21 protein-coding genes are annotated in these 22,328 nt (G+C 42.5%); 10 read left to right on the forward strand and 11 right to left on the reverse strand.

Going from position 1 to position 22,328, the window contains the following annotated elements; genetic code table 11:
* Positions 1-21 precede the first annotated feature (21 nt).
* The 3 genes from HY58_RS07210 to amyA are packed head-to-tail and all read left to right on the forward strand — an operon-like array spanning position 22 to position 3,628.
* The gene (locus HY58_RS07210) at positions 22-933 is read left to right on the forward strand and encodes a YihY/virulence factor BrkB family protein (protein ID WP_039130011.1); all 912 of its coding nucleotides are present in this window, start codon (positions 22-24) and stop codon (positions 931-933) included.
* A gap of 4 nt (positions 934-937) precedes the next feature.
* Positions 938-2,140 carry an FAD-binding oxidoreductase gene (locus HY58_RS07215; RefSeq protein WP_039130013.1) on the forward strand — a complete coding sequence of 401 codons (1,203 nt, stop codon included), beginning with the start codon at positions 938-940 and terminating at the stop codon, positions 2,138-2,140.
* Positions 2,141-2,149: 9 nt separating this feature from the next.
* Entirely contained in the window at positions 2,150-3,628 is a 1,479-nt protein-coding gene (gene amyA / locus HY58_RS07220; protein WP_039130016.1) for an alpha-amylase, read from the forward strand.
* 3 nt (positions 3,629-3,631) lie between these two features.
* On the opposite strand, the gene HY58_RS07225 is transcribed toward amyA, so the two are convergent.
* From HY58_RS07225 to rpoN, 4 genes are read right to left on the reverse strand one after another with little or no spacing between them, the layout of a single operon-like run.
* The gene (locus HY58_RS07225; protein ID WP_039130019.1) at positions 3,632-5,083 is read right to left on the reverse strand and encodes an ATP-binding protein; all 1,452 of its coding nucleotides are present in this window, start codon (positions 5,081-5,083) and stop codon (positions 3,632-3,634) included.
* Between the two features lie 8 nt (positions 5,084-5,091).
* The gene (locus HY58_RS18790) at positions 5,092-7,062 is read right to left on the reverse strand and encodes a PAS domain-containing protein (protein ID WP_052323925.1); all 1,971 of its coding nucleotides are present in this window, start codon (positions 7,060-7,062) and stop codon (positions 5,092-5,094) included.
* The gene (locus HY58_RS07235; protein WP_039130021.1) at positions 7,062-8,549 is read right to left on the reverse strand and encodes a sigma-54 dependent transcriptional regulator; all 1,488 of its coding nucleotides are present in this window, start codon (positions 8,547-8,549) and stop codon (positions 7,062-7,064) included. The genes HY58_RS18790 and HY58_RS07235 overlap by 1 nt, the downstream gene beginning before the upstream one ends.
* Before the next feature lie 36 nt (positions 8,550-8,585).
* Positions 8,586-9,995, reverse strand: coding sequence for an RNA polymerase factor sigma-54 (rpoN, locus tag HY58_RS07240; protein ID WP_039130024.1), 1,410 nt, complete (start codon positions 9,993-9,995; stop codon positions 8,586-8,588).
* 303 nt (positions 9,996-10,298) lie between these two features.
* On the opposite strand from rpoN, the gene HY58_RS07245 reads away from it, so the two are divergent.
* Positions 10,299-11,591 carry a CHASE3 domain-containing protein gene (locus HY58_RS07245; RefSeq protein WP_256381575.1) on the forward strand — a complete coding sequence of 431 codons (1,293 nt, stop codon included), beginning with the start codon at positions 10,299-10,301 and terminating at the stop codon, positions 11,589-11,591.
* On the opposite strand, the gene HY58_RS07250 is transcribed toward HY58_RS07245, so the two are convergent.
* Positions 11,566-11,889: a hypothetical protein gene (locus HY58_RS07250; protein ID WP_039130028.1), complete on the reverse strand. Its 324-nt coding sequence runs from the start codon at positions 11,887-11,889 to the stop codon at positions 11,566-11,568. The two genes, HY58_RS07245 and HY58_RS07250, sit on opposite strands and share 26 nt — an antisense overlap.
* Before the next feature lie 122 nt (positions 11,890-12,011).
* Between HY58_RS07250 and HY58_RS19175 the strand changes: the two genes are divergently transcribed.
* On the forward strand, positions 12,012-12,176 hold the full coding sequence (locus HY58_RS19175; RefSeq protein WP_039130031.1) for a DUF1328 domain-containing protein: 165 nt from the start codon (positions 12,012-12,014) through the stop codon (positions 12,174-12,176).
* An 81-nt stretch (positions 12,177-12,257) separates the two neighbouring features.
* The gene (locus tag HY58_RS07260; RefSeq protein WP_039130033.1) at positions 12,258-12,695 is read left to right on the forward strand and encodes a response regulator; all 438 of its coding nucleotides are present in this window, start codon (positions 12,258-12,260) and stop codon (positions 12,693-12,695) included.
* An 11-nt stretch (positions 12,696-12,706) separates the two neighbouring features.
* On the opposite strand, the gene HY58_RS07265 is transcribed toward HY58_RS07260, so the two are convergent.
* From HY58_RS07265 to HY58_RS07275, 3 genes are all read right to left on the reverse strand, one after another.
* A complete protein-coding gene (locus HY58_RS07265; RefSeq protein WP_039130036.1) occupies positions 12,707-13,081 on the reverse strand; it encodes a hypothetical protein in 375 nt (124 codons plus the stop codon).
* On the reverse strand, positions 13,074-13,415 hold the full coding sequence (locus tag HY58_RS07270) for a phage holin family protein (RefSeq protein ID WP_039130039.1): 342 nt from the start codon (positions 13,413-13,415) through the stop codon (positions 13,074-13,076). The genes HY58_RS07265 and HY58_RS07270 overlap by 8 nt, the downstream gene beginning before the upstream one ends.
* A 65-nt stretch (positions 13,416-13,480) precedes the next feature.
* Positions 13,481-13,750 carry a YtxH domain-containing protein gene (locus HY58_RS07275; RefSeq protein ID WP_039130041.1) on the reverse strand — a complete coding sequence of 90 codons (270 nt, stop codon included), beginning with the start codon at positions 13,748-13,750 and terminating at the stop codon, positions 13,481-13,483.
* Positions 13,751-13,955: 205 nt separating this feature from the next.
* Between HY58_RS07275 and HY58_RS07280 the strand changes: the two genes are divergently transcribed.
* Positions 13,956-14,294 carry a response regulator gene (locus HY58_RS07280; RefSeq protein WP_172644618.1) on the forward strand — a complete coding sequence of 113 codons (339 nt, stop codon included), beginning with the start codon at positions 13,956-13,958 and terminating at the stop codon, positions 14,292-14,294.
* Positions 14,295-14,347: 53 nt separating this feature from the next.
* On the opposite strand, the gene HY58_RS07285 is transcribed toward HY58_RS07280, so the two are convergent.
* Positions 14,348-17,530 carry a hypothetical protein gene (locus HY58_RS07285; protein WP_216593782.1) on the reverse strand — a complete coding sequence of 1,061 codons (3,183 nt, stop codon included), beginning with the start codon at positions 17,528-17,530 and terminating at the stop codon, positions 14,348-14,350.
* A gap of 114 nt (positions 17,531-17,644) precedes the next feature.
* On the opposite strand from HY58_RS07285, the gene HY58_RS07290 reads away from it, so the two are divergent.
* A complete protein-coding gene (locus HY58_RS07290) occupies positions 17,645-18,232 on the forward strand; it encodes a YceI family protein (protein WP_039130997.1) in 588 nt (195 codons plus the stop codon).
* A 308-nt stretch (positions 18,233-18,540) separates the two neighbouring features.
* Here HY58_RS07290 and HY58_RS07295 read toward each other — a convergent pair whose 3' ends face one another.
* Both HY58_RS07295 and msrB read right to left on the reverse strand, forming a co-directional pair.
* Positions 18,541-20,472 (reverse strand): alpha/beta fold hydrolase, encoded by a 1,932-nt coding sequence (locus HY58_RS07295; protein ID WP_039130047.1) that lies wholly within the window; start codon positions 20,470-20,472, stop codon positions 18,541-18,543.
* 106 nt (positions 20,473-20,578) lie between these two features.
* Positions 20,579-21,142, reverse strand: a complete 564-nt coding sequence (msrB, locus tag HY58_RS07300) for a peptide-methionine (R)-S-oxide reductase MsrB (protein ID WP_253271521.1) — start codon at positions 21,140-21,142, stop codon at positions 20,579-20,581.
* Positions 21,143-21,276: 134 nt separating this feature from the next.
* Between msrB and HY58_RS07305 the strand changes: the two genes are divergently transcribed.
* Together HY58_RS07305 and HY58_RS07310 are read left to right on the forward strand one after the other, a co-directional pair.
* Positions 21,277-21,858 (forward strand): adenylate kinase, encoded by a 582-nt coding sequence (locus HY58_RS07305; protein WP_039130052.1) that lies wholly within the window; start codon positions 21,277-21,279, stop codon positions 21,856-21,858.
* A 5-nt stretch (positions 21,859-21,863) separates the two neighbouring features.
* Entirely contained in the window at positions 21,864-22,328 is a 465-nt protein-coding gene (locus HY58_RS07310) for a DinB family protein (RefSeq protein ID WP_039130053.1), read from the forward strand.

Below are 22,328 nucleotides of genomic sequence, written 5' to 3' on the forward strand. Positions count from 1 at the left end.
ATTTCTTCTAAACAATTTCTGATGAAAAGAATCCGCAATTTTTTCAAACTTCTGGTTTCATCGGGCAAGTCATTTATTGAAGATGATGCACTAAAATTGAGCGCATCTCTTTCCTACTATACCATATTTGCCCTGGGGCCTGTGTTATTACTGGTGATTTCCTTTGCGGGAATATTTTATGGCAAGGAAGCGGTACAGGGGAAGATATTCGGGGAGATCAAAGGGTTGGTGGGGAATTCGGCCGCTTACCAGATCCAGCATATAATCAGCAGTATTGAAAAGAATGATAATAGTGTAACAGGAGCTATAATTGGATTTGTGATACTGATATTCGGGGCAACCGGTGTATTTACGGAGATACAGGGATCTATCAATTATATCTGGTCGATAAGGGCAAAACCGAAAAAGGGTTGGGTAAGAATATTAATAAACCGTCTTACATCTTTTTCATTAGTGGTAGCCACGAGTTTTATTCTACTTGTTGCCCTCATTGTAAATGCAGTACTGGATCTTTTCAATGAAAAGCTTGCTTCGATATTTCCTGAGACGGCGCTGGTGGTATTTTACATTTTTAATAACGTTACCATTTTTGTGGTGATAAGTGCCATGTTTGCCATCATATACAGGGTGCTGCCTGATGCAACCATATCGTGGAAGGATGCGCTTCTGGGAGCCGGATTTACGGCAATATTATTCCTGGCAGGCAAATCACTGATCGGGCTATACCTGGGGAATTCAAATTTTGGGATCACCTATGGTACTGCAGCATCCATCATGATCATCCTGGCATGGGTTTATTATTCATCGATGATCTTGTATTTCGGTGCCACGTTCACAAAATTATATGCGTTGAATTATGGCTCCGGTATAATACCCGATGAAACCGCGGTATTTATTATAAAAAGCGAAACCAAAGAGATCAACAAAACCTAAACCGATGGATCTGCGATCACACAGTGCTTACTGGCTGATGAAGAATGGCCTGTTAAGCAGTTATCCCTCCCTGCAACAAAACGAAAAAACAGAAATAGCGGTAATGGGTGCCGGAATTACCGGTGCACTTGTAGCATGGCATTTATGCCGGGCGGGTTTCAGGGTTACCATCATCGATAAGCGCCATGCAGGCATGGGCAGTACCGCGGCCAGCACTGCCCTTTTACAATATGAGATTGATACGCCACTTTATGAACTCAAAGAAAAAGTGGGTGAGAAGAATGCAGTAAGGAGTTACGAATATTGTTCTGAAGCAATTGATGCGTTGGAAAATATATGCAATCGTTTTGAGGGCAAAGCTGGCTTCAGAAAAAGACCCAGCCTGCAGTATGCTTCTGCACAGAAAGATGTAAGCGATCTAAAAAACGAGTATAGGTTAAGAAAGGACCATGGTTTTCGTTTACAATACTGGGACGAGAAGAAAGTAGAAGATACCATGGGATTTAAAGCCCCTGCGGCATTGTATTCAAGTGTGGGTGCTGAAATGGATGCCTATCGATTGGCACATCATCTTTTGGGAGATTGCATTAAGAAGGGGGCCGCCATTTATGATAATACAAAGGTTGAATCAATAGTGCATCATAAGAAAACGGTGACCCTGAAAACGGAGAATGGAAATAAGATCGAATGCCGGCATTTAATAATAGCCTGTGGATATGAATCGCAGCAATACATTCCACAGAAAGTAGAGACCCTTCATTCTACCTATGCTATGGTAAGTGAGCCTATGCCGGGACAGGAGTTCTGGCATCGCAACTGCCTGATATGGGAAACGGCCACGCCTTATCTCTACATGCGTACAACAACTGACAACCGGATTCTTATAGGAGGCCTTGATGATGATTTTTATTCACCTGATAAAAGAGATGCGCGAATTGCGGCAAAAACAAAAAAGCTGGTAAAAGATTTCAACAAGAAATTTCCTGCTATACCCATTGTACCGGATTTTCAGTGGGCCGGCACATTTGCTTCCACCAAAGACGGGCTGCCTTATATAGGGAGTATACGTCAGCGGCCCCATACCTATTTTGCCCTTGGATTTGGCGGAAATGGAATTACTTTCAGCCAGATAGCTGCTGAACAGATCACAGCAGCAATTAAAGGCACTCCACACCCCGACCTTTCAATTTTTTCATTTAACCGATAAACCTCTACCATGCAGCCCATAACATTACTACAATATTTCCATTGGTATTATCCCACTGATGGATCACTCTGGAATCATCTTGCTGAGCAGGCACCCGAACTTCGCGCAAAAGGAATTAATGCCGTTTGGATACCCCCACCCTATAAGGGTGCCTCTGGCGGTTACTCAGTTGGATATGATACTTACGACCTGTTTGACCTTGGAGAATTTGATCAGAAGGGCTCAGTAAGAACGAAGTATGGAACAAAAGAAGAACTTCTTAATGCCATAAAGGTTTGCCATGATAATGGCATTGCGGTAATTGCAGATGTCGTTTTCAACCACAAGGCCGGAGCTGATCATCTGGAAAAACTTACAGTACGAAAAGTGGATCCTGCCAATCGGACAGAATTCATCAGTGACCCCTTTGAAATAGAAGCCTGGACGAAATTCACCTTTCCCGGAAGAGGTGGCAAATACTCTGAATTCATCTGGGATCATACCTGCTTCACTGGCATTGATTGGGCACATGATATTAATGAGGATGGGGTATATACAATACAGAATGAATATGGGGAGGGCTGGGAGGACTTAACAGAAAATGAACTGGGGAATTATGATTACCTGATGAGTGCTGATATTGAATTCCGCAATCCCGCTGTTCGCGAAGAATTAAAATACTGGGGTAAATGGTTCCTGGAACTGACGCATGCAGATGGATTCAGAATGGATGCAGTTAAGCATATGACCCCCAAAATCATCAACGAGTGGGTTGACCATGTACAGACGGTAAGTCCAAAGGAGTTACTGGTGATTGGTGAATACTGGAATATTCATAATGTACAGGCACTAAAACAATATATTGATGCTACGCATGGTAAGGTGCAGTTGTTTGATGCTCCATTGCATCATAATTTTTTCGTGGCATCTCAACTAGGAAATAAGTTTGACATGCGTCATATCTTCGATAATACGCTGGTTAAGGAAATTCCACACCTTGCCATCACGCTGGTTGACAATCATGATACCCAACCATTACAGGAGCTGGAAAGTCCCGTGGAAGCCTGGTTCAAACCTATAGCATATGCTTTGATCCTGTTACGGAAAGATGGTATTCCTTGTCTTTTCTACCCTGCTTTTTTTGGAGCGCATTATGTTGATAAAGGTGATGATGGCAATGATTACGAGATATGGCTGGCCCGTGTTGAAGAGTTGGAATTTATGCTACCTTTAAGGGAGAAGAATGCTTTTGGAGAACAGCGTGATTATTTCGATCATCCAAATTGTATTGGTTGGATACGGACGGGAATTCCTGACGATAAAAATTCAGGTTTGGCAGTAGTTCTTTCTAATGGAAGCGATGGTTATAAGTATATGGAAATGGGCGAACAGCATGCAGGAAGGAAGATGAAAGATGCGCTTGGGAAGTGCACGCAGGAAGTGGTTTTGAATGAAAAGGGAGGTGCAGAGTTTCATTGCCAGGCCGGATCTGTTTCAGTGTGGGTATAAGTATTAATCCTGGATTGGAAGGTTAACAACAAAGGTTGTTCCCCTTCCTTCAACCGATTTGACCTCAATAAATCCTTTATGACTTTGTATGATGTTCATAGTGGAGGCGAGGCCCAATCCCATGCCATTACGTTTTGATGTATAGTAAGGTTCAAATAATCTGCTAAGGCTTTCCTGTGACATACCGCAACCGTTATCAGTGATCTCAGTAATTACATATTTATCCTTGTGGTAGATACGGATAAATATTTGCCGGTCGGCAGCTCTTTCTTCCATCGCTTCAATGGCGTTAACGATTATGTTCATGAATGCGATCTTTAGTTTATCCTTATCCGTTAGTACAAGCAATGGCTTTTCTTCAATTTCGGAACTTATCTGTACCTGTTTTAATTTAATAGTATCGGCAGCATCGGTCAGCACATCATCTACCAAAAGTTGCAAACTTCCCACGCGAAGATCAATCTCCGATGGTCTTGAACTGTTGAGTAATTCGGAAATAATATTGCTTATCCTTGTACTGTTGCGCCTGATCACATCAAGGTAAATTTTAGAACTTTCGTCGCAGTTTTCCTGTTGAAGTTGTTCAGCAGACAGCGCTATATTATTAAGGGGATTACGCACTTCATGCGCCAGGGTTCTGATGAGGCGCCCGGTGGCAGCAAGCTTTTCGGCCTGAAGCGTGAGCCATTCTGCCTTTTTCAGATTGGTTATGTCATGCAGGATACCATGAATATATTTTCCTTCATTGATATCAGTTTCAACAGAAGCGGAGAGAATGCAGCTTTTGCGGTCGCCCGTTCCCGTTACAATATCTACTTCATGGCCATTAATGGTATGGCCGGCCTGTATCAACTGGATGATTTTTTCACCTGATTGCGGCTCGTATAGCATCTCCTGCAATGGCGTATTGAGCAGATTCTCCATGGAATATCCCAGGAGATCAGTGGCGGCTTTGTTGACGTCGCGGAAACGCAGATCCATACCTGCAATAAATACGGCATCCATGGATTGCTCAAAAATATTTCTGAATTTTCGTTCATTACGCTTGATGGCTTTGATATAAGAATATCTTTCAAGCGCATAACGAATTGTTCTTTCCAGTTTTTCGCTATTCAGTTCAGATTTCACCAGGTAATCAAAAGCACCTATCCGCATTGCTTCGCGGTCGATATCGCGGTTGCCCTTTCCTGTAAGCAGGATGATAGGTTCCTCGCATTTCCTTGCAATTGCCTCCTTTAAAAGATCTACCCCGGTTTTTGCACCAAGCCTGTAATCCACAAAATAGAGGTCGTATTCATGATTCACCATCAACTCCAAGGCCATGTTATACTGACTGGCCCATTTAATTTCCAAACTGGCCTCCGGAATACCCTTGAGATAATCACTTGTAATAAAAAAGTCATCCTCATCATCATCCACGATCAATATCCTGGTGTTCATCTTAGTATAGGGCATTCAGAAACTTATTGTTTGTCTGGTATGATAAAACTAAAGGTGGCTCCTTCACCTGGCCTTCCCGTTGCGAAGATCTGACCATTATGTCTTTCTGCAATTCTTTTGCAAATGGAAAGACCAATGCCAGATCCCGGGTATTCTGATTTACCATGCAGCCGTTGAAATATCTGAAAGATACGATGTTCATAGTCCTGGTCAAAACCAATACCATTATCTTCTACATCGATCTGGTAATAATTTTTGTCGGTAGGTAAAAGATGCAATTCTTTATCTTTTCGACTTATCTTAAAAGCACTGATTCTGATTTGGGGGACTACATCGGGTTTACGGAATTTCAGTGCATTACCCAGCAGGTTTATAAACATTTGCCGGATAAGCGATGGGATAGCTTCAAGTTCTGGCAGGGTTTCTACTTTTACTATGGCCCCTGATTCCTCTATAGGAATTTCCAGATCGAGGATAGCTTCACGTGCAACCAGTGAAAGATCGATATATTCAAATGCATGATTACTTCTTGATACACGGGAAAGTTCCAGGAGGTTTTCAATGAGGTTGCGCATATTGCCGGATGCTGCTTCCATCCTGTCAAGATACATTTGCCCTTCTGTGCCTAGAATATCTCCGAATTTTTCGCGGAGCCGTGACCCAAAGGTGGTGATCTTCCGGAGTGGTTCCTGCAGATCGTGTGAAGCTGCATAGGCAAATTCTTCCAGCTCTTTATTAGAACGGTTCAATTCACGAACATTCCGCTGCAATTCATTCTCTACATGCTTTACCCGGGTGACATCACGGGTTTTGCCAATAATTTTAATGGGAACATTGGCGTTATCAACAACAACCCGCCCCCGGCTATTTACCGTTATCAGGTGCCCCTTTCTTGTGTAAGTAGCAAATTCAATTTCGAAGTCGGATCGATTTTCGATTGCATCCCTTATTACCGTTTCTACTCTCTCACGATCTTCATCATGAATTGATTTAAGGAAGTCTTCAAATTTCAGATCTTTCCCATCGCTATCATCTTCATAAACAGCTCTTAATCCTTCAGACCGCGAAACATTATTTGTTTTCAGATCCCAAACAAATACGCCATAATTCAAAAGAAGTTCCGTTTGTTTCTGCAATTCCAGGCTTGCTTTGCTTTCAATATTCTGGGAATATTGATCTGAGATGTCACGAAAAAAACCAGTAAGTTTTTCGACCTCGCCTTTATTATTCACAACTGGCTTGGCAACAGAAGTTATAAATATACGTTTCCCGTCTTTTCGACCAAGGGAAAACTCCAGTTTAAATTCTTCTTTAAGATTGGAGGTGGTAGTAATTTTTGAGCGGATATCATCTCTATCCCTTTCACAAATATGACTATAAAGAAGCTCACCTGTAGTTTCCGGTCTCTCTTCTTTTGAGTATCCCAAGAGGTTATACATCCCTTCTGACCATTCCATTTTATCAGTCTGGATATCCCAGCTCCAGGTTCCAACATTCAACATGCGCTCTGCATCTTCAATAAGTTTGCGAGCGGCGGCGCGTTCCTGGTCAATTTCCATTTGTTCGGTTATATCCTGAGCCATGAATAACATGGAGGAAGGGCTACCTTTTTCGTTTCGACGGAGCACGGTTCCGACAGTCCGGAAATACCGAAATTTTCTTTCTTTATGCTTTAACCGGCAATTATAAGAATAGCTGGAATTATCTTCCAGCTTATAATATTTCTCCAGTTCCTCCTGCACCAGGGTGAGATCATCATCAAAGATCATCTTCGTGAAATCATTATCCCACTCGCTGATATCTTCCCATGCATAGCCCAGCAGGTCAGTGATATGCCTGTTGATATACCTGAGTTTACGGCTCTCAGCGTCAAAAACATATATAAGTGCAGGAAAAAGGTCTGTTATCTGTTGCACCAATCCATCACTGTTTTCATCGGCTGTAAGCAGATCTCTCAGTTGCCTGATGGAGATATTGCCATTTTCATTTTGCATTACAGATTGTTGAATTGCTGGTATTGCTTCATTTTATTGTAAAGGGTTTTCCTATCAATATTGAGCAATCTTGCAGCTTTGGTTTTGTTGAAGTTGGATTGCTTCAACGCTTCTACGATCATTTCATACTCAGCATCTATACTCGCAGATTTAAGGGATAGATCATTCAGTACAGGTTTTAAAGGAGCAGCCTGTACCGGGGCTACCGCTTCGGGTGCAGCCTGGTACATATTGAAATTAGACGGGCTATCGGGCACCTGTGTTGAGAAATTCAGTTTATCGTGATAGATAATTTCGAATGGCAGTGCCTGCACTTCAACGAATTCACCATCGGTGAGCAAAGCTGCTCGTTTTACAACATTCTTTAATTCGCGAAGATTTCCGAACCAGGGATATTGAATAAACACCTGCTGTACTTCCCTGCTGAAATCAGAGATACCTTTTCCAAGTTCTGCATTAGTGAGTGCAAGAAAATGACGGGCATAAAGTAGTATATCTTCTGCTCGCTCGCGAAGTGGGGGCAGGTTAATACTAAATTCATTAAAACGATGGTAGAGATCTTCGCGGAATTTTCCGTTACGCGCAGCATCCCATAATTTTTCATTACTCGCAACAATTATACGAAGGTCAAGTTCAATATCCTTATTTCCTCCAACTCGACGGATCTTTCTCTCCTGTACTACCCTCAGTAATGAAACCTGGATATCATAGGGAAGATTGGCGATCTCGTCAAGAAATACTGTTCCGCCATTTGCCAGTTCAAGGCTTCCTACTTTCTGGTTTAATGCACCTGTAAAGGAGCCTTTTTCATGGCCGAATAATTCACTTGCCGCCAATTCTTTAGACATGGCACCACAGTCTATTGCTATGAAGGGTTTATCTTTTCTTTTGCTTTGTTCGTGTATCTTACTGGCGATGGCTTCCTTTCCACTACCGCTCTCTCCATAAATGATGACGCTGTAATTTGTAGGCGATACCAGTTCTATCTGCTTCAATATATTTTTCATTTCCGGGGTATTTCCGAAAATGTATTTTTCTTTTGGCGGTTCAATACCCTGGCGACGCGGTAACGCGCCTGGTATTGATGGTTTTGACTCTTCTGACGACTGAGGAACATGGTTTCTTGAGGCCGCATCAAGGGCTTTGCGGATGGTAATTAATATTTCATCTGGGAAAACCGGTTTAGTGACATAGTCATAGGCTCCCATTTTCAGGATTTCTACAGCCAGTTTTACATCACTATAGCCGGTGATAACAATAAAGGGAATGCCCGGATACATTTCCCGGGTTTTGGTGAGAACCTGTTTTCCATCCATGTCTTCCAGCCTGAAATCGCAGAGTACGAGATCAGGTTTCTGCTGGCTCATGAATTCAAGCGCTTTTTTGCCGTTGTACATCTCCGTTACTTCGAAATGCTGCCTTGTCAGAAATCTGTTCAGCAACATACACATATCCCGGTCATCGTCTATCACCAATATTTTCTGCATGATTGATTTATATATTATCTGATGGTAATGCGAATCTTATGCCCACATGGCCCGAACCTGTGCTACCGGGATCTGCAACAGGTCGCGGTATTTGGCAACAGTTCTCCTGGCCACTTTATAGCCTTTGTTCATAAGGATTGCTACCAATTGCTGGTCGGTATATGGATTGCTTTTGTCTTCATTGCTTATCACTTCTTCCAGGGCATGACGAATAACCCTGTTACTGATAACTTCACCGGTTTTGTTGATAATACCTTCGGTAAACAGGTCTTTCAGGTGAATTGTTCCAAAATGGGTGTCAGCATATTTATTGCTGGTAAGCCTTGATACAGTTGAAATATCGAGTCCAACCTGGTCAGCTATATTCTTTAGAATCATTGGCTGAAGCTTATTAACATCGCCATCTTCGAAATATGCTTTCTGGTATTGGATGATTGCTTTGGTAATTTTCATCATGCTTTCGTTGCGCTGCCTGATAGCATACAGAAGCCAGTTTGCTGACTGGAGTTTGCTGCGGAGGTATTGGAGGGCGCCTTTGTCTTTGGTAGCCTGCATGGTCTCCTGGAGCGCATCGCTCACCCTGAAATTTTCTGCTGTAATACCGCAAACAGTAATGTTGAAGCTATCGGCATCTAAACTAATCTGTATATCAGGAACGATATTGTCTTTAGGAGAAATGGAGGTAACAGTTTCTGCTACAGGCCGCATGGAGAGGGCCCCCAGGAATTGAACGATCATGCGAAACTCTTCTTCATCAAGGTTAAGTGCATCCATTATCTTTTCAAAACGGCGACCTTTAAAGTCATCATAAAAACGCTCTAAAAGCGCGGTTGAAATTTTTACGTCGGGTCTTTTCTGGTTCATCCGTGATAATTGTAACAGCCAGCATTCCCTTATATCACGCGCACCAATACCTGCAGGTTCGAGGGCTTGGATCAGCTTAAGGGCAGCTTCCACTTCTTCTTCTGTTGTCATAAAATGGGAGAAGCTGAAATCATCTGCAATTGCTTCGAGGTCTTTTTGGAGTAATCCGGTTTCTTCGAGGCAATCTATCAGGTAATGGGCCAGGCTCAGCAATCTGTCATCCACCACACGCATAGATAATTGTCTGCGTGCTTCTTCCCTGAAATCAACCACATCTGCCATTGGCCTTTCGGGCATGGCTTCTGCATTGAAATAATTGGCGTACTCAACGCTATAATCAGGAACATCATTGTAGGCATATTCATCCCAGTCTTTATAATCCTGTGCCGCGTCCCTGTCATATGTATCACCCAGCCGCTCATCGGTATGATCAAGGGTTTCCTCCAGGTATGGATTCTGGTCCATTTCCTGGCGAATATGCATCTGAAGCTCCTGGGTATTTAATTGAAAAAGATTGAGCAGTTGAATCTGCTGAGGCAATATCTTTAATGTCTGATGCTGGTTTTGTTGCTGGCGGATCATAAACGTTCATTTGAAGGTTACCTGATATATAAAACAATCCAGACGCCAAAAACCTGAAATAAGCTCCCCAAATTGAGAAAAATTATAACTATCTGAATATCAGCAAATAAAAAATTAAACTAAAAATTTACTCCAAATTGATTCTACATAAATATAAATAATAAGTGAAATAAATTACCCAATACGGGGATTATTAGTCAAAAAATGAAAAATCCGAGCTTTATATATCTTCTAATTGGGTTTATTCTTACCCTCACAGTACTGATATTTTTTACTATTTCCAGTTACGAAAGGCTGAACACTATGATTTCCTATTCAGACCAGGTAGAAAAAACCTTTAGGGTCATGAATAAGATGGAGGGTTTAAACAGCCTGATGAAAGAGGCTGAAACGGCGGTACGCGGATATATTATAACCCGTGATAGTATTTACCTGGAGCCCCTTACTATTGCCAAAAATGAAATTCCCGCCACCTTTGAAGAGGTAAAAAAATTAGTTGCAGATAATGATGTACAAAGAACGAGAATGGGGCTAATTCAAAATGCCGCAAGGATGAGGATCCAGGTATTAGAATCATCAGTTCATATGGTGAATGCAGAAGCTTATGATTCAGTTAAGAATGATCATATGATGCAGGGGCGCAATCTTATGGAGAGCTTTAAGCTGGGCATGAACAAGATGATGGAATATGAGCAGAAACAATTGGTAGATAATTACCAGCAAAAAGATATTTACCAGCGTATGGCACCTACTATGTTCCGTTGGGTTTTCGGATTGGTTGGGTTGGCTTTTCTGATCCTGTTCATTCTACTGCTGCGTGAATTTTTTAAGCGGTTAAAATACCAGGAAGAATTACAACTCCAGCTGATGGCATTGAAACAAAGTCATGCTGAACTAACCCAGCTGGCCTTTGCGGCTTCACATGACCTTCAGGAGCCTGTAAGAAAAATCCGCACATTCTCCGACAGACTAATCTACAAACAAAAAGAGAAGCTTGATGAAGATGGCAAAAAAATACTACAGCGGATAGATGTTTCCGCGAGGAGGTTACAGGGAATGCTAGAAGATGTTTCAGGTTATATGAATCTGATAGATTCAAGAGAGGAAAAGAAACTGGTATCCGTAAAGAAAATAATTGAGGAGGTGAGGGATAATTTCAGGGATAGTATTTCACAAAAAAATGCAATGATAACAATCGGGAATATGCCTGAACTATGGGTTTATCCCGCGCAGGTCAGGAGTATGTTCAGGGCATTTATAGATAACGCATTAAAATATTCAAAAACGGGTCAATCGCCTGCAATAATCATTTATAGTGAACAAATAGAAGGCCGCCGGCTGGGTAATACCTTTCCTCATCTTGATAAAACCTATACTGCAATAACGATTAAGGATAATGGAATTGGTTTTGATAATGAATTCCGTGATAAAATTTTCCAAATTTTCAGACGGTTACATACCCAGGAAAGTTTCAGTGGCAAGGGCATTGGATTGGCCATTTGCCAGCGGGTAATGGCCAACCACAATGGTGTTATCCTCGCAGACGCGAAACCAGGGGAAGGAGCAACTTTTACTTTGCTGTTTCCCAGGGACTGAGCTTCGAAACCCTCTCCCTGATTTTGTCGATTGTATTCAACACAGCATCATCCCATCGCGCTGACCTGGATGACTCTGTAATATGCCCTTCATTACTAACAAGACGGAACATTGCAACCTTGTCGGGTTCCTGTGTATTCGTATTCTTATCATCAAAAAGGTTAAGTTCCATTCTTTGAACTGAACTGGCAAGTGATTGAATCATTTTCATTTTTTCAATCATTAATTCCATAAGGGAACAAAGTGCGCGAGGGTCTGTAATACTGCATTCTAATTTCACATGGATGTTGTTTTCCATTGCAACTGTTTTTAGGTGTGTATTACAAATAGAAAAACCATACCATTATTACCAGTTCCCAACTGGCACGGTTCTTTAACATATAAGAAAATAATTATTCATTCACCTTAAAGCTATAAGTTATGTTACGCTGGACGCTTATTTTTCTCGTAATCGCTTTGATAGCAGCTGTTTTTGGATTTACAGGAATTGCTGCCGGAGCTGCAGGTATTGCTAAGATCCTGTTCTATATTTTTATAGTAATCTTCCTGGTATCATTGATCATGGGAATGCTAAAAAAGGGGTAAATTATACCCAATTCAGGCTGCGCCTGCACTGGATAAAGTTTTTAACATAAAAAGGCGCTCAGGTGCCTTTTTTTAAATTTTATGACAGACAAGATTTATATACTGGTAGCTGAGGATGATGCAGATGACCGTTATCTGCTGGAGACAGCTTTTACAGAAAAGGGATTTAAGGAGAAGCTAACATTTGTAGAGAACGGTGTGGAGCTGATGGATCATTTGAAGCGTATACACCCGGGGGCTAGTTCAACTGAAGGCCCGTTACCTTGTTTTATCATGCTGGATCTTAATATGCCCAAGAAAGATGGCAGAGAAGTTTTGAAAGAGATCAAGGAGGATCCCCGTTATAAGAAGATACCTGTTATCGTTTTTACAACTACCAAGAATGAGCAGGAGATCAGCCGATGCTATGAGTTAGGAGCTAATACCTATGTGGTAAAACCAGTGGGGTTTGAATCTTTACTTCAAACCATTGAGGACATAAGAACTTATTGGTTTAAGACTGCCAGGAGGCCGCAATAAAAATTCCGGAATTATTTCCGGAATTTCTCTGAGATCTTGTCAGTAATTGCCTGGGCCCAAATTTTTGCTTTTCCCGAGAGGATGTTTGACGACATAACTCTCATTGCTATGGGCATTAGTAACTTACTAAACATGCCTGCATTTCTGAATAATGTTTTCCTAAGTAGCACATCTATTCCCATTTCAACTCCCAATTTAAGAAGGGGCTGAGCTGCGGGTTTATTAGTTACAGACGCAATGGAACTGAAAAGATTGGTAACAGGCTGAGCCTGTTCACGAATCATTGTAAGATCTGCTTTGATTTGGCCCCGCTGATGTAAAACAAGTGCCTGAAGCCTTTGTTTTTCCTCTTGCAGGGAATTATAGTCTGTAATATTATTAGTCATATACATTTCTTATGATAGTGTTTCGTATCATGGGAAATACCATTTGCTTACGTAACAGGATAAAGATCATAAGGATGAGTGCGTATGCACCACCCACTATAAAGAACCCTGCTTTCATATTTTGCATGGTTTCGCCAATCCACCATGCTAATCCAATCCCAAGGAAAAAAAATATGATCAGGCCAAAAAATGCAACTGCCAGCGCAACGAAACCTGCTGAAGCTGCTTTAGTAGCTTTTTCTGTGGCATTGACGACGGTAAGTTTATAATAAGACTCTAATAGATTACCAGCGTGATCCAGTAGATCTTCGGCAGTGGATTTAATTGCTTCCATATCGATAATGTTTGAATGGAAAAAGTACCGCACAGAATTATGCTATTCCGTGCGGTATTATGTTATCAGCTCATTGTGTTCTTCGCCTTATTCCACTCTGCACCAGCCTGGTCAGCAACATCTTCTGCGTGGGCAGCAACGGTGTTCTTTATGTCCTTAAGGTCTTTCTGACGTGCTGTAAGCCAATCAGTGAATTCGCTTGCCCAATCGCGGGCACCTGTAGCGATTTTCTCTCTCATGTCACAACCTTTTTCAGGTGCAACGAGCATTCCGATAGCAACTCCGGCAGCCGCAGCTCCCAATACTCCAAGTACAATTTTTGATGTAGTAGTCATAGTGATAAATTTTAATAGTGAAAATTTTAATCCTTTACAGTACGGGTAAAAACTTCGTGCCACGGTAATTGTTATTATCTTAGAAATTACAATTTCAGCAACTGCACCTTAGCGGGCAATTTATTTCCCATTAAGGTGCTGAATTACAGGATCTTCCCATAAAAATGGATGGCATTGTATTTAGTCTATAATAAATATGGATATTTTGAAAAAGATATTGATCGTTGATGATGAGGAAGATCTGTGCATGTTACTCAAGATCTATTTTACCAAAAAAAAATATGAAGTCTCTGTTGCAAATACTTTATCAGAGGGCCTGCTAAAGGTGAACATATGGAATCCTGATATTCTATTTCTTGATAATAACTTACCTGATGGATTGGGTTGGGAGAAAGCTCCTATGCTTCTTGATGAGAACCCTAATCTAAATATTCTCCTCATCAGCGCATTTCACCCCACTGTACCTGACAATTCTCATCCGGATCGTCTTAGAGTTATTGAAAAGCCCTTTTCCCAGCAACAACTTAACGCACTGAATCTTTAAAAAAAAAGTGCCTGGCCAACCAGACACTCCCTTTTTCCTGAACGCAAGAACATTTACTTTATCTCACTGTAATCTTTAAATAGTTTAACCGGATTATCTTCTGCCAGTTTCCGGTAGTTTTTCCAATCATTGTTGAAAAACAGATTGATTTTTTCTACTGCATTTCCGATTTCCTGCTCCGCTTCTGTTACCATTCTTTCTTCATCGGCTCCAGGTTTCAACGCTTTGGCACTTATATACCTGTTTGCCTGTTGATATACCGACATGGGGGTTGGAGGCTGCTGCGGACGACCGTATCCCTGTCTTTCTATTGACTTTCCATTTACGAATTCCCTTAATTTCTTTATATCATCCTGTATCTTTTTACCTGCTTTTTTGAGGGTGTCGGCGTCTTTTCCTGTAATATCTTTTAATTGGGCATCCATTTTTTTGGTAATTTCCTCTGCCTCCGTTAGTCTGTCCATTCCTTCAATTAATTTATCGGCACTTCGTTGCAATCTTTGTTTCAGATTTTGTTGTGCCAGCAAAATTTCTTTTCGGTCTCCCATTCTCGGATCAGCGTTTACGCTCACCCTTGTGCTGTCTTTTTGCCCGGCCAGTTCTATAACTACCTTATATGTTCCCGGAAGCACGTCGTCGCCCCCCTGTTCAGGTGCATTGGTTGTTGGTTTAAGTGAACCGGGTCTGCGGCTGCCTTTTCTTTCCATACCCCAGTAGCTCCTGTTATACCCAGAATCGGCTTTCCATTTAAGATTTCGGATAAGTTCATTATTCTCATCATAAATTTTAACCTGCACTGTATCAGCCTTTTTGCGGGCTGTTGTATCAAGCATTCGTTTATCAACATGATATGTTATGGCTGCTCCCCTCCTTCTGTTTTCTGCGTCCCATAGTCCCCATGTACTCCACTCATAGCCGGGAGCATTACGGAATTCTGCCTGGTAGGCCAGAGGGGCTTCAAATACTGTAAGCACCTTTTTTACCGGCAATCCATTACCAGCTGCCAGAGAACGTAGTGGCCTGATATCATCAAGCACCCAGAGGGCCCGGCCAAAAGTAGCGATTACCAGGTCGGCCTCTCTTTCCTGAATGGCAAGGTCATAAGTAGACACGGAGGGATATCCATTTTTCCATTGCTGCCAAGTATTGCCATTATTTAGACTTACCCAAAGGCCCTGCTCGGTACCGGCAAAGATGAGGTTTGGCTGTACTGGATCCTGTAAAACGCATAATGCATAACCCATCACTTTTTTTTCATCCAGCAGTTTTGTCCAGGTTTTGCCAAAATCGGTAGTGCGGAATATATAAGGGCGGAAATCGCCCTGGCGGTAATCATTGGCTACAACAAAAGCTTCGCCGGCATTATGCCGGCCTGCCTGTATTTGTGGTATCCATGCTCCCTTGGGCAAGCCGGGGATCTTATTACTGAAATTAGTCCAGGTTATCCCGCCATCTCTGGTAAGTTGAACATTTCCATCATCGGTTCCAACCCAGATAATTCCTTTCTCTTTAGCGGAAGGAGCGATTGTGAGAATAGTACAATGGTTTTCAGCGCCGGTTATATCAAGACTTAATCCCCCGTTTTTATTCTGGTCGATCTTAGCTGAATCATTGGTGCTGAGGTCGCCCGAAATTGTTTCCCAGGTATTGCCTTTATTAGCACTTCGATGCAGATATTGACTACCGAAATAGATCGTGTTATTATCGAATGGGTCCTGTGCAATTGCTGCATTCCAGTTAAACCTTAATTGCGTCTGCAGGTTAGGGTTAGCAGGTTTTACAAACCAGCTTTCTCCGGTTTTGGTGTTGTACCGGCCCACGTTTCCACCCTGGCTCATAGCATAAACCCAGCTTGCGTCGTCAGGATCGGGCATCATATCAAAACCATCACCGCCCCAGATACTTTCCCAGTAATAATTTCGGATGCCCCCATTGATCCATGTGTACGCGGGGCCACGCCAGGAGCCATTGTCCTGCATACCGCCCATTACATTGTAAGGAATTTCGTTGTCAACATTGATATGATAGAATTGTCCCACCGGAATCTTTTCATCAAAGATCCAGGTCTTGCCGAGGTCGCGACTGATTCCTATTCCACCGTCATTCCCATCAATGATAAATTTATTATCTTTTGGGTGGATCCAGAATGCATGGTGGTCAGGATGAATTCCATTATAAGGAATAACCACTTTGAAGTCTTTACCACCATCTTCACTAACTCCGATCATCTGGTAAATGAGCCAGAGCCTGTTTTCATTCAGGGGATCTACGGCAATTTCCTGGAAATAAAAAGGACGGTTTGTAACCCATTGGGGGTTACTATTAATAAGTTTCCAATTGTAACCACCATCATCGCTTCGATACAATCCGTTTTTGGTAGCCTCAATCAAAGCATAAACAACGTCGGGATTGCTGCGTGATATAGCCAGTCCAATTCGTCCGTAATCACCTTCGGGAAGACCATTCTCCTTACCCAGTTTTTTCCATTTGCCTCCACCATCCAATGTCATATAAAGTCCGCTACCGCTACCGCCGCTATGAAAACTCCATGGTGTGCGGTAATGATGCCACATGGCGGCAAACAATTTATTGGGATTAGAAGGATCCATGATCATATCACCGATACCTGTACTATCATTGGTAAAGAGGATTTTGTTCCAGCTTGCACCACCATCGGTAGTTTTAAAAACCCCCCGATCGGGGTTAGGGGCATAAGGATTTCCAATTGCCCCTGCATAAACGGTATTGGGATTAACCGGGTCAATTATCACACGGTGGATATTCCTCGTTTTCTCCAGTCCCATTTTCTGCCAGGTTTTACCAGCATCAAGGGTTTTATACATGCCTTCACCTATATTAATGGAGTTCCTCGGATTACCCTCACCAGTGCCCACCCAAACCACGTTGGGGTTGCTCTGCTGGATAGCAATTGATCCAATATTGAGTATGGGCTGCTCATCAAAAACCGGCTTCCATCCGGCCCCTCCGTTATCAGTTTTCCAAACACCACCAGATGCAGCACCGATATAAATAGTTGAGGGGTTATCAATGACGGCATCAATGGCGGTGATACGACCGCTCATTCCTGACGGACCGATATTTCGCGGTTTCCAGTTTTTAAACTGGTTTATATCGAATCCTGCCTGCTGAACAGGTTCAGAAGTCTTTTTCCGCTGTGCGGAGGCGGAAAAAGCGGTTGCTACCAGCAGGCATCCTGCCAGTAGAGTTTTTCTCATGAGTGTCATGTGCAAAGTTTTGTAAGAGGAAATTTACTTGATATTGGGTTTTTACCACTCAAATTTTTATGAATGGTATATCTTAGTGTTGAAACAATAATAAAACCCGTTTACATGAAGAAAATGAATTTACTGCTGGCAATCGCCGGCTTATTTTTTGTGAGCAGCTCAATGGCGCAAACCAAGTGGAAACTCGACAAAGGGCATTCTGTAGTTCGATTTTCGGTTAGCCATATGGTTGTAGCCGAAGCGGAAGGCACTTTTAAAATGTGGGATGGTACTGTTGAGCATACCAAGCCTGATTTCACTGATGCCAAGGTTAATTTTTCAATTGATGTGAATTCCATCAATACGGATAATGAGCGTCGCGACGGTCATTTGAAGAGTGATGATTTTTTTAATGCAGAAAAGTTTCCCACCATTAAGTTTGAAAGCACTTCTATGCAACTTGTGAGTGGTAACAAATACAAACTGAACGGAAATCTTACCATCCGCGATGTTACCAAGCCGGTAACTTTTGATGTAACCTATGGGGGACAGCTTGCGGGCGCGCGTGGAACCAAGGCTGGTTTCAAGGCCACGACTACCATCAATCGTTTTGATTATGGTCTGAAATGGGATCGCGCAACTGAAACCGGTGGACTTGTTGTTGGGAAAGATGTGGAAGTAAGCGTAAAGGTGGAGCTTGATGAAGTGAAGTAAACGAAGTGTCTGACACATGTTAAGGCAACTTCCTAACAAGTGTTCGAACATCATGCGAACATGTGTCAGACAAAGAAAAGCCCCTCGTCCAGGAGGGGCTTTCTCTTTCACGCGAACCGTAAAATTTTCCAGATAATGTCCAAATCAAATATTAACAACCGTACGAAAAATCTCTTTATTTAGGGTTAGGGGCTTCCTCTTTCAGCTTGCAGGCGGCTGGTTGCCCGCTTGCTGAAACAAATATGCAAACTCTTTTTTAAGCAAAAGAACGCATTCGCTCAACCGGATTAATTTGTCGATAAATAGTATTAAAACGCTTTTTTATCACCCGTCTTTCCTTTTTTATTGAGGTGTTTTTCGAGGAAATCAAGCGTAACCTCTGCTGCTTTCATCTGGTTTGCTTTCTTCATAAAGCCGTGTCCCTCATCCGGGAAGAGTATATATTCTACGGGTTGACCATTCTTTCTTGCACCTGCAACGATCTCATCACTTTCTACCTGTAACACCCTGGGGTCATTGGATCCCTGTAATACCAACAAGGGTGTTTTAATCTTTTCGGTATTGAAAAGCGGTGAAATATTACGAAGACGAACACTATCTGCCGTTGACGGATCACCCATTTCCTGGTAGAGTGCTTTCCGGAAGCTTTCCCAATAAGGCGGTATGCTGCGGAGGGTTCTGATCCAGTTGGTAACACCATAAAGATTCACTCCAACAGCAAACTCCTGGGGGTACTGGATCAATCCGGCCAGGGTCATGAAGCCACCATAGCTACCACCATAGATTCCGATCTTAGAGGGATCGATATAGGATTGTTGGGCAAGCCATTTCTTACCCCATACCACATCTTTGAGGTCTTTGTCACCATGATTCTGATTATCCATCGCGAAAAATGATTTACCATATCCACTACTGCCGCGGTTGTTGACTGCGAGGATCGCATAACCATGGTTTACGAAATACTGGATTGATTGCGAATAACCCGCCATGCTTTGTCCACCTGGCCCACCATGAACCCAAACCAATGCCGGCACTTTATTAGTGGCAGAAGCACCATGAGGTTTGTAAAATATGGCGGGGATATCAAGTCCGTCAAATGACTTGAACCTTACAACTTCGGCATCTACCAGGTCAGCAGGATCAATTTCAGGGTTAAGCGAGCGGGTGAGTCGCTCAAGTTTATTTGATGCCGGTTCATAGAACCATATATTGAGCGGATTGCGGTCACCGGCTACTCCCAGCAGCATTCTTTCTTCAGATGGTGAAAAGCTTAGGTAGCGGACACCTCCATCTGGTACGTTAGGAAGTTTTATTTCCTTACCGGACCTATGATCGAACAAACGGCAATTCATCCGGCCATCCTCATTAAGGTAAACAGCCCGGTATTTTCCATTACGGCTGATATTCATTCCCTCGATATCCCAATTAGTTGTCAGGAGTTTGGAACGATTGCCTGTTGCGAGGTCATATTTTACCAGGTAAGTGAATTCATTTCCATCGTTGGTAGAATAGTAAAATGCACTGTTATCAGGATCAAATCCTGTTGGAGAATAGTTGGCAACGCCGGTATCGACAGAAATTTTGGTTAGTTTACCCGATGCGAGCTCTGCCAGGTATAGTTCGGACTGGTCGGTGGTAATTGCTTTTACGAGCGTGAGCCATTTTTCATCTTTACTGATATCCCCTGTGTTAAGTGCCGAGTCATTCTTGTAGATAAGAGTGGGTTCCCAGCTACCCTTTTGCATTTTATAAAGATCAAAGGTTTTAGGATCCCGTTGGTTGGTGCTGAAGTAAAAAGCATCCCGACTTTTGTTCCAGCCATTGAAGCCGGCTTTTACTTTATCGCCGGGGGTGAGGTCTTTAGTGGTTCCATCGGCCTTAAGCAGATAAATATGACTGTTTTCATTTCCACCCTGGTCAGCAGTATAAAGGAGATCATTTGTACCCGGAACAAATCCGAGTGAGAAATAAGATTCTTTTGCAGATTTGGTCACCGGACTAAGTGATTTAGCAGCCAGGTCCATTTTGTAAACGTTGAAAATTCCCGTGCTGTTTTCACTAAGAACTATTTGTTTTTCATCATCATGGAAAGAGGCGCTGTTATAATTGACTGTTTTGTAAAACTGTTCAATAGTATACTGTTTCACTTTGGCAGACCGGGAGGCCTTTTGTTGGGCAGAAAGGGAAACGCAGAAGAACTGTGTCGCAACCAGTGCCGGAAGTAAAATATAATTCCGCATAAGCTAAGGTGTTTTTAAGACCCTTAAGTTACGCTACAATCTTAATCATATTAAGTTTACCCATCATTTAAATAGGCCGGTTGTCATAATATAAGATAATGGTTTTTTACTCGCCTTTGTTTCCTTTATAAGTCTTCTCTGCGTCTTTTGCTTTTTCAAAATCAAGAATAACTCCATTTATACAATAGCGGAGGCCTGTAGGAGGAGGGCCGTCTTCAAACACATGGCCCAGATGACTTTTGCAACGTCCGCAGGTGACCTCTGTGCGCTGCATTCCATGTGAGTTGTCAGGAGTATAGATGATACTGGTTTTGGAGATTGGCTGGTAAAAACTTGGCCATCCGCAGCCGCTGTCAAATTTGGTATCGCTCTTAAACAGGGCATTACCGCAAGCGGCACAATAATAAGTTCCAACTTCTTTGGAGTCTTCAAATTTGCTGGTCCAGGGCCTTTCAGTGCCTTTCTGGCGGGCAATCTGGTATACTTCCTGTGGAAGGATTTTTTTCCACTCCTCTTCGCTCAGATTCAACTTTTCTGTGGCGTTCCTGTCATACACAGGATTATTACGGGCGCTATCCATAGACTTTTTTTCTTTATTAGGTGATGATTGCGAGAAGCTGCATTGCTGGAATACAACAAGGCATAATAAGAGGGCACAATATCGCATCATAATTGACATATTTTTGTAACAAAACTACGCAGGCAAAGTTGCATCGGATTGGTTTGTCAATCGATTGAAATCATTTTATGGGGTATTTTTAACACACAAGCCTTAAATTTGAACCTCATCAGGACAAAGCAAGCATGTTCAACTTAATTCTATTTGGCCCTCCCGGAAGTGGAAAGGGCACACAGTCAGAAAGACTGATCTCCCGTTATGGATTGAAGCACCTTTCAACGGGTGATATCCTGCGTAGTGAGATAGCCAACCAAACGAAGCTTGGAATGGAAGCTAAAACTTTAATGGATCGCGGTGAACTGGTGCCCGATGAAGTGGTGATAGGAATGATCAGGTCGGCATTGGATAATAATCCGGAGGCTAAAGGATTTCTTTTTGATGGCTTCCCCCGTACAAAGGCTCAAAGTGTGGCATTAGACACCCTGCTTTCTGAAAAGGGGGAAGGTATCAATGTAGTACTGGCATTGGAGGTAACAGAGGAGGAGCTAATTAAAAGACTTTTGAACCGCGGACTAACGAGTGGAAGAACGGATGATGTTAATGAATCGGTGATCAGGGCCCGCATAGCCGAATATCATAAAAAGACATCTTCTGTGGCAGATCATTACCGTGAATTTGATAAGGTTGTTGGTGTGAAGGGAGAAGGCACGGTGGATGAGATCTTCGATGCATTATGCGAAGAGATAGAAAAACGCAAAGTAGCCTAAGGCATATGCATAATCCAAAACTGCAATTCCTTATTGAGGAATTCCCCCGGCTGTTGCTAACGTTGCCTCCTGATGCCCCTGGCAAATGGGGACTTATGAACGCACAGCAGATGGTGGAGCATTTTATTGATGCTGTACTGGTGGCGGCGGGAAAGATCCCGGTACCCCAACTGACCCCGGAAGAAAAGCTTCCTAATATGAAAGCATTTCTGTTCAGTGATATGCCATTCCAGGAAAATACTAAGAACCCATTGATAAAAGATATGCCACCTGCTCCCCGGCTGGCAGATATGGAAACGGCTGTAAGCGAGTTAAGACGTGCATTCAAAGCATTTATTGAATCATATAAAGAGGATCCGGCAAAAGAAATTATCAACCCGTTTTTTGGGCCTCTTGATTTTAATGGCCAGCAACAACTGCTGCATAAACATGCCCTGCATCATCTCCGGCAATTTGGGATTGATGCATAG

Origin of the sequence: Flavihumibacter sp. ZG627 (assembly GCF_000814325.1) — a bacterium.
GTDB lineage: Bacteria > Bacteroidota > Bacteroidia > Chitinophagales > Chitinophagaceae > Flavihumibacter.

Excerpts from the sequence above, each read along its gene's own strand:
- HY58_RS07210 (WP_039130011.1), top strand. The coding sequence starts at position 22 with ATGAAAAGAATCCGCAATTTTTTCAAACTTCTGGTTTCATCGGGCAAG.
- HY58_RS07215 (WP_039130013.1), top strand. The coding sequence starts at position 938 with ATGGATCTGCGATCACACAGTGCTTACTGGCTGATGAAGAATGGCCTG.
- amyA (WP_039130016.1), top strand. The coding sequence starts at position 2,150 with ATGCAGCCCATAACATTACTACAATATTTCCATTGGTATTATCCCACT.
- HY58_RS07225 (WP_039130019.1), bottom strand. The coding sequence starts at position 5,083 with ATGCCCTATACTAAGATGAACACCAGGATATTGATCGTGGATGATGAT.
- HY58_RS18790 (WP_052323925.1), bottom strand. The coding sequence starts at position 7,062 with ATGCAAAATGAAAATGGCAATATCTCCATCAGGCAACTGAGAGATCTG.
- HY58_RS07235 (WP_039130021.1), bottom strand. The coding sequence starts at position 8,549 with ATGCAGAAAATATTGGTGATAGACGATGACCGGGATATGTGTATGTTG.
- rpoN (WP_039130024.1), bottom strand. The coding sequence starts at position 9,995 with ATGATCCGCCAGCAACAAAACCAGCATCAGACATTAAAGATATTGCCT.
- HY58_RS07245 (WP_256381575.1), top strand. The coding sequence starts at position 10,299 with ATGATTTCCTATTCAGACCAGGTAGAAAAAACCTTTAGGGTCATGAAT.
- HY58_RS07250 (WP_039130028.1), bottom strand. The coding sequence starts at position 11,889 with ATGGAAAACAACATCCATGTGAAATTAGAATGCAGTATTACAGACCCT.
- HY58_RS19175 (WP_039130031.1), top strand. The coding sequence starts at position 12,012 with ATGTTACGCTGGACGCTTATTTTTCTCGTAATCGCTTTGATAGCAGCT.
- HY58_RS07260 (WP_039130033.1), top strand. The coding sequence starts at position 12,258 with ATGACAGACAAGATTTATATACTGGTAGCTGAGGATGATGCAGATGAC.
- HY58_RS07265 (WP_039130036.1), bottom strand. The coding sequence starts at position 13,081 with ATGACTAATAATATTACAGACTATAATTCCCTGCAAGAGGAAAAACAA.
- HY58_RS07270 (WP_039130039.1), bottom strand. The coding sequence starts at position 13,415 with ATGGAAGCAATTAAATCCACTGCCGAAGATCTACTGGATCACGCTGGT.
- HY58_RS07275 (WP_039130041.1), bottom strand. The coding sequence starts at position 13,750 with ATGACTACTACATCAAAAATTGTACTTGGAGTATTGGGAGCTGCGGCT.
- HY58_RS07285 (WP_216593782.1), bottom strand. The coding sequence starts at position 17,530 with ATGAGAAAAACTCTACTGGCAGGATGCCTGCTGGTAGCAACCGCTTTT.
- HY58_RS07290 (WP_039130997.1), top strand. The coding sequence starts at position 17,645 with ATGAAGAAAATGAATTTACTGCTGGCAATCGCCGGCTTATTTTTTGTG.
- HY58_RS07295 (WP_039130047.1), bottom strand. The coding sequence starts at position 20,472 with ATGCGGAATTATATTTTACTTCCGGCACTGGTTGCGACACAGTTCTTC.
- msrB (WP_253271521.1), bottom strand. The coding sequence starts at position 21,142 with ATGATGCGATATTGTGCCCTCTTATTATGCCTTGTTGTATTCCAGCAA.
- HY58_RS07305 (WP_039130052.1), top strand. The coding sequence starts at position 21,277 with ATGTTCAACTTAATTCTATTTGGCCCTCCCGGAAGTGGAAAGGGCACA.
- HY58_RS07310 (WP_039130053.1), top strand. The coding sequence starts at position 21,864 with ATGCATAATCCAAAACTGCAATTCCTTATTGAGGAATTCCCCCGGCTG.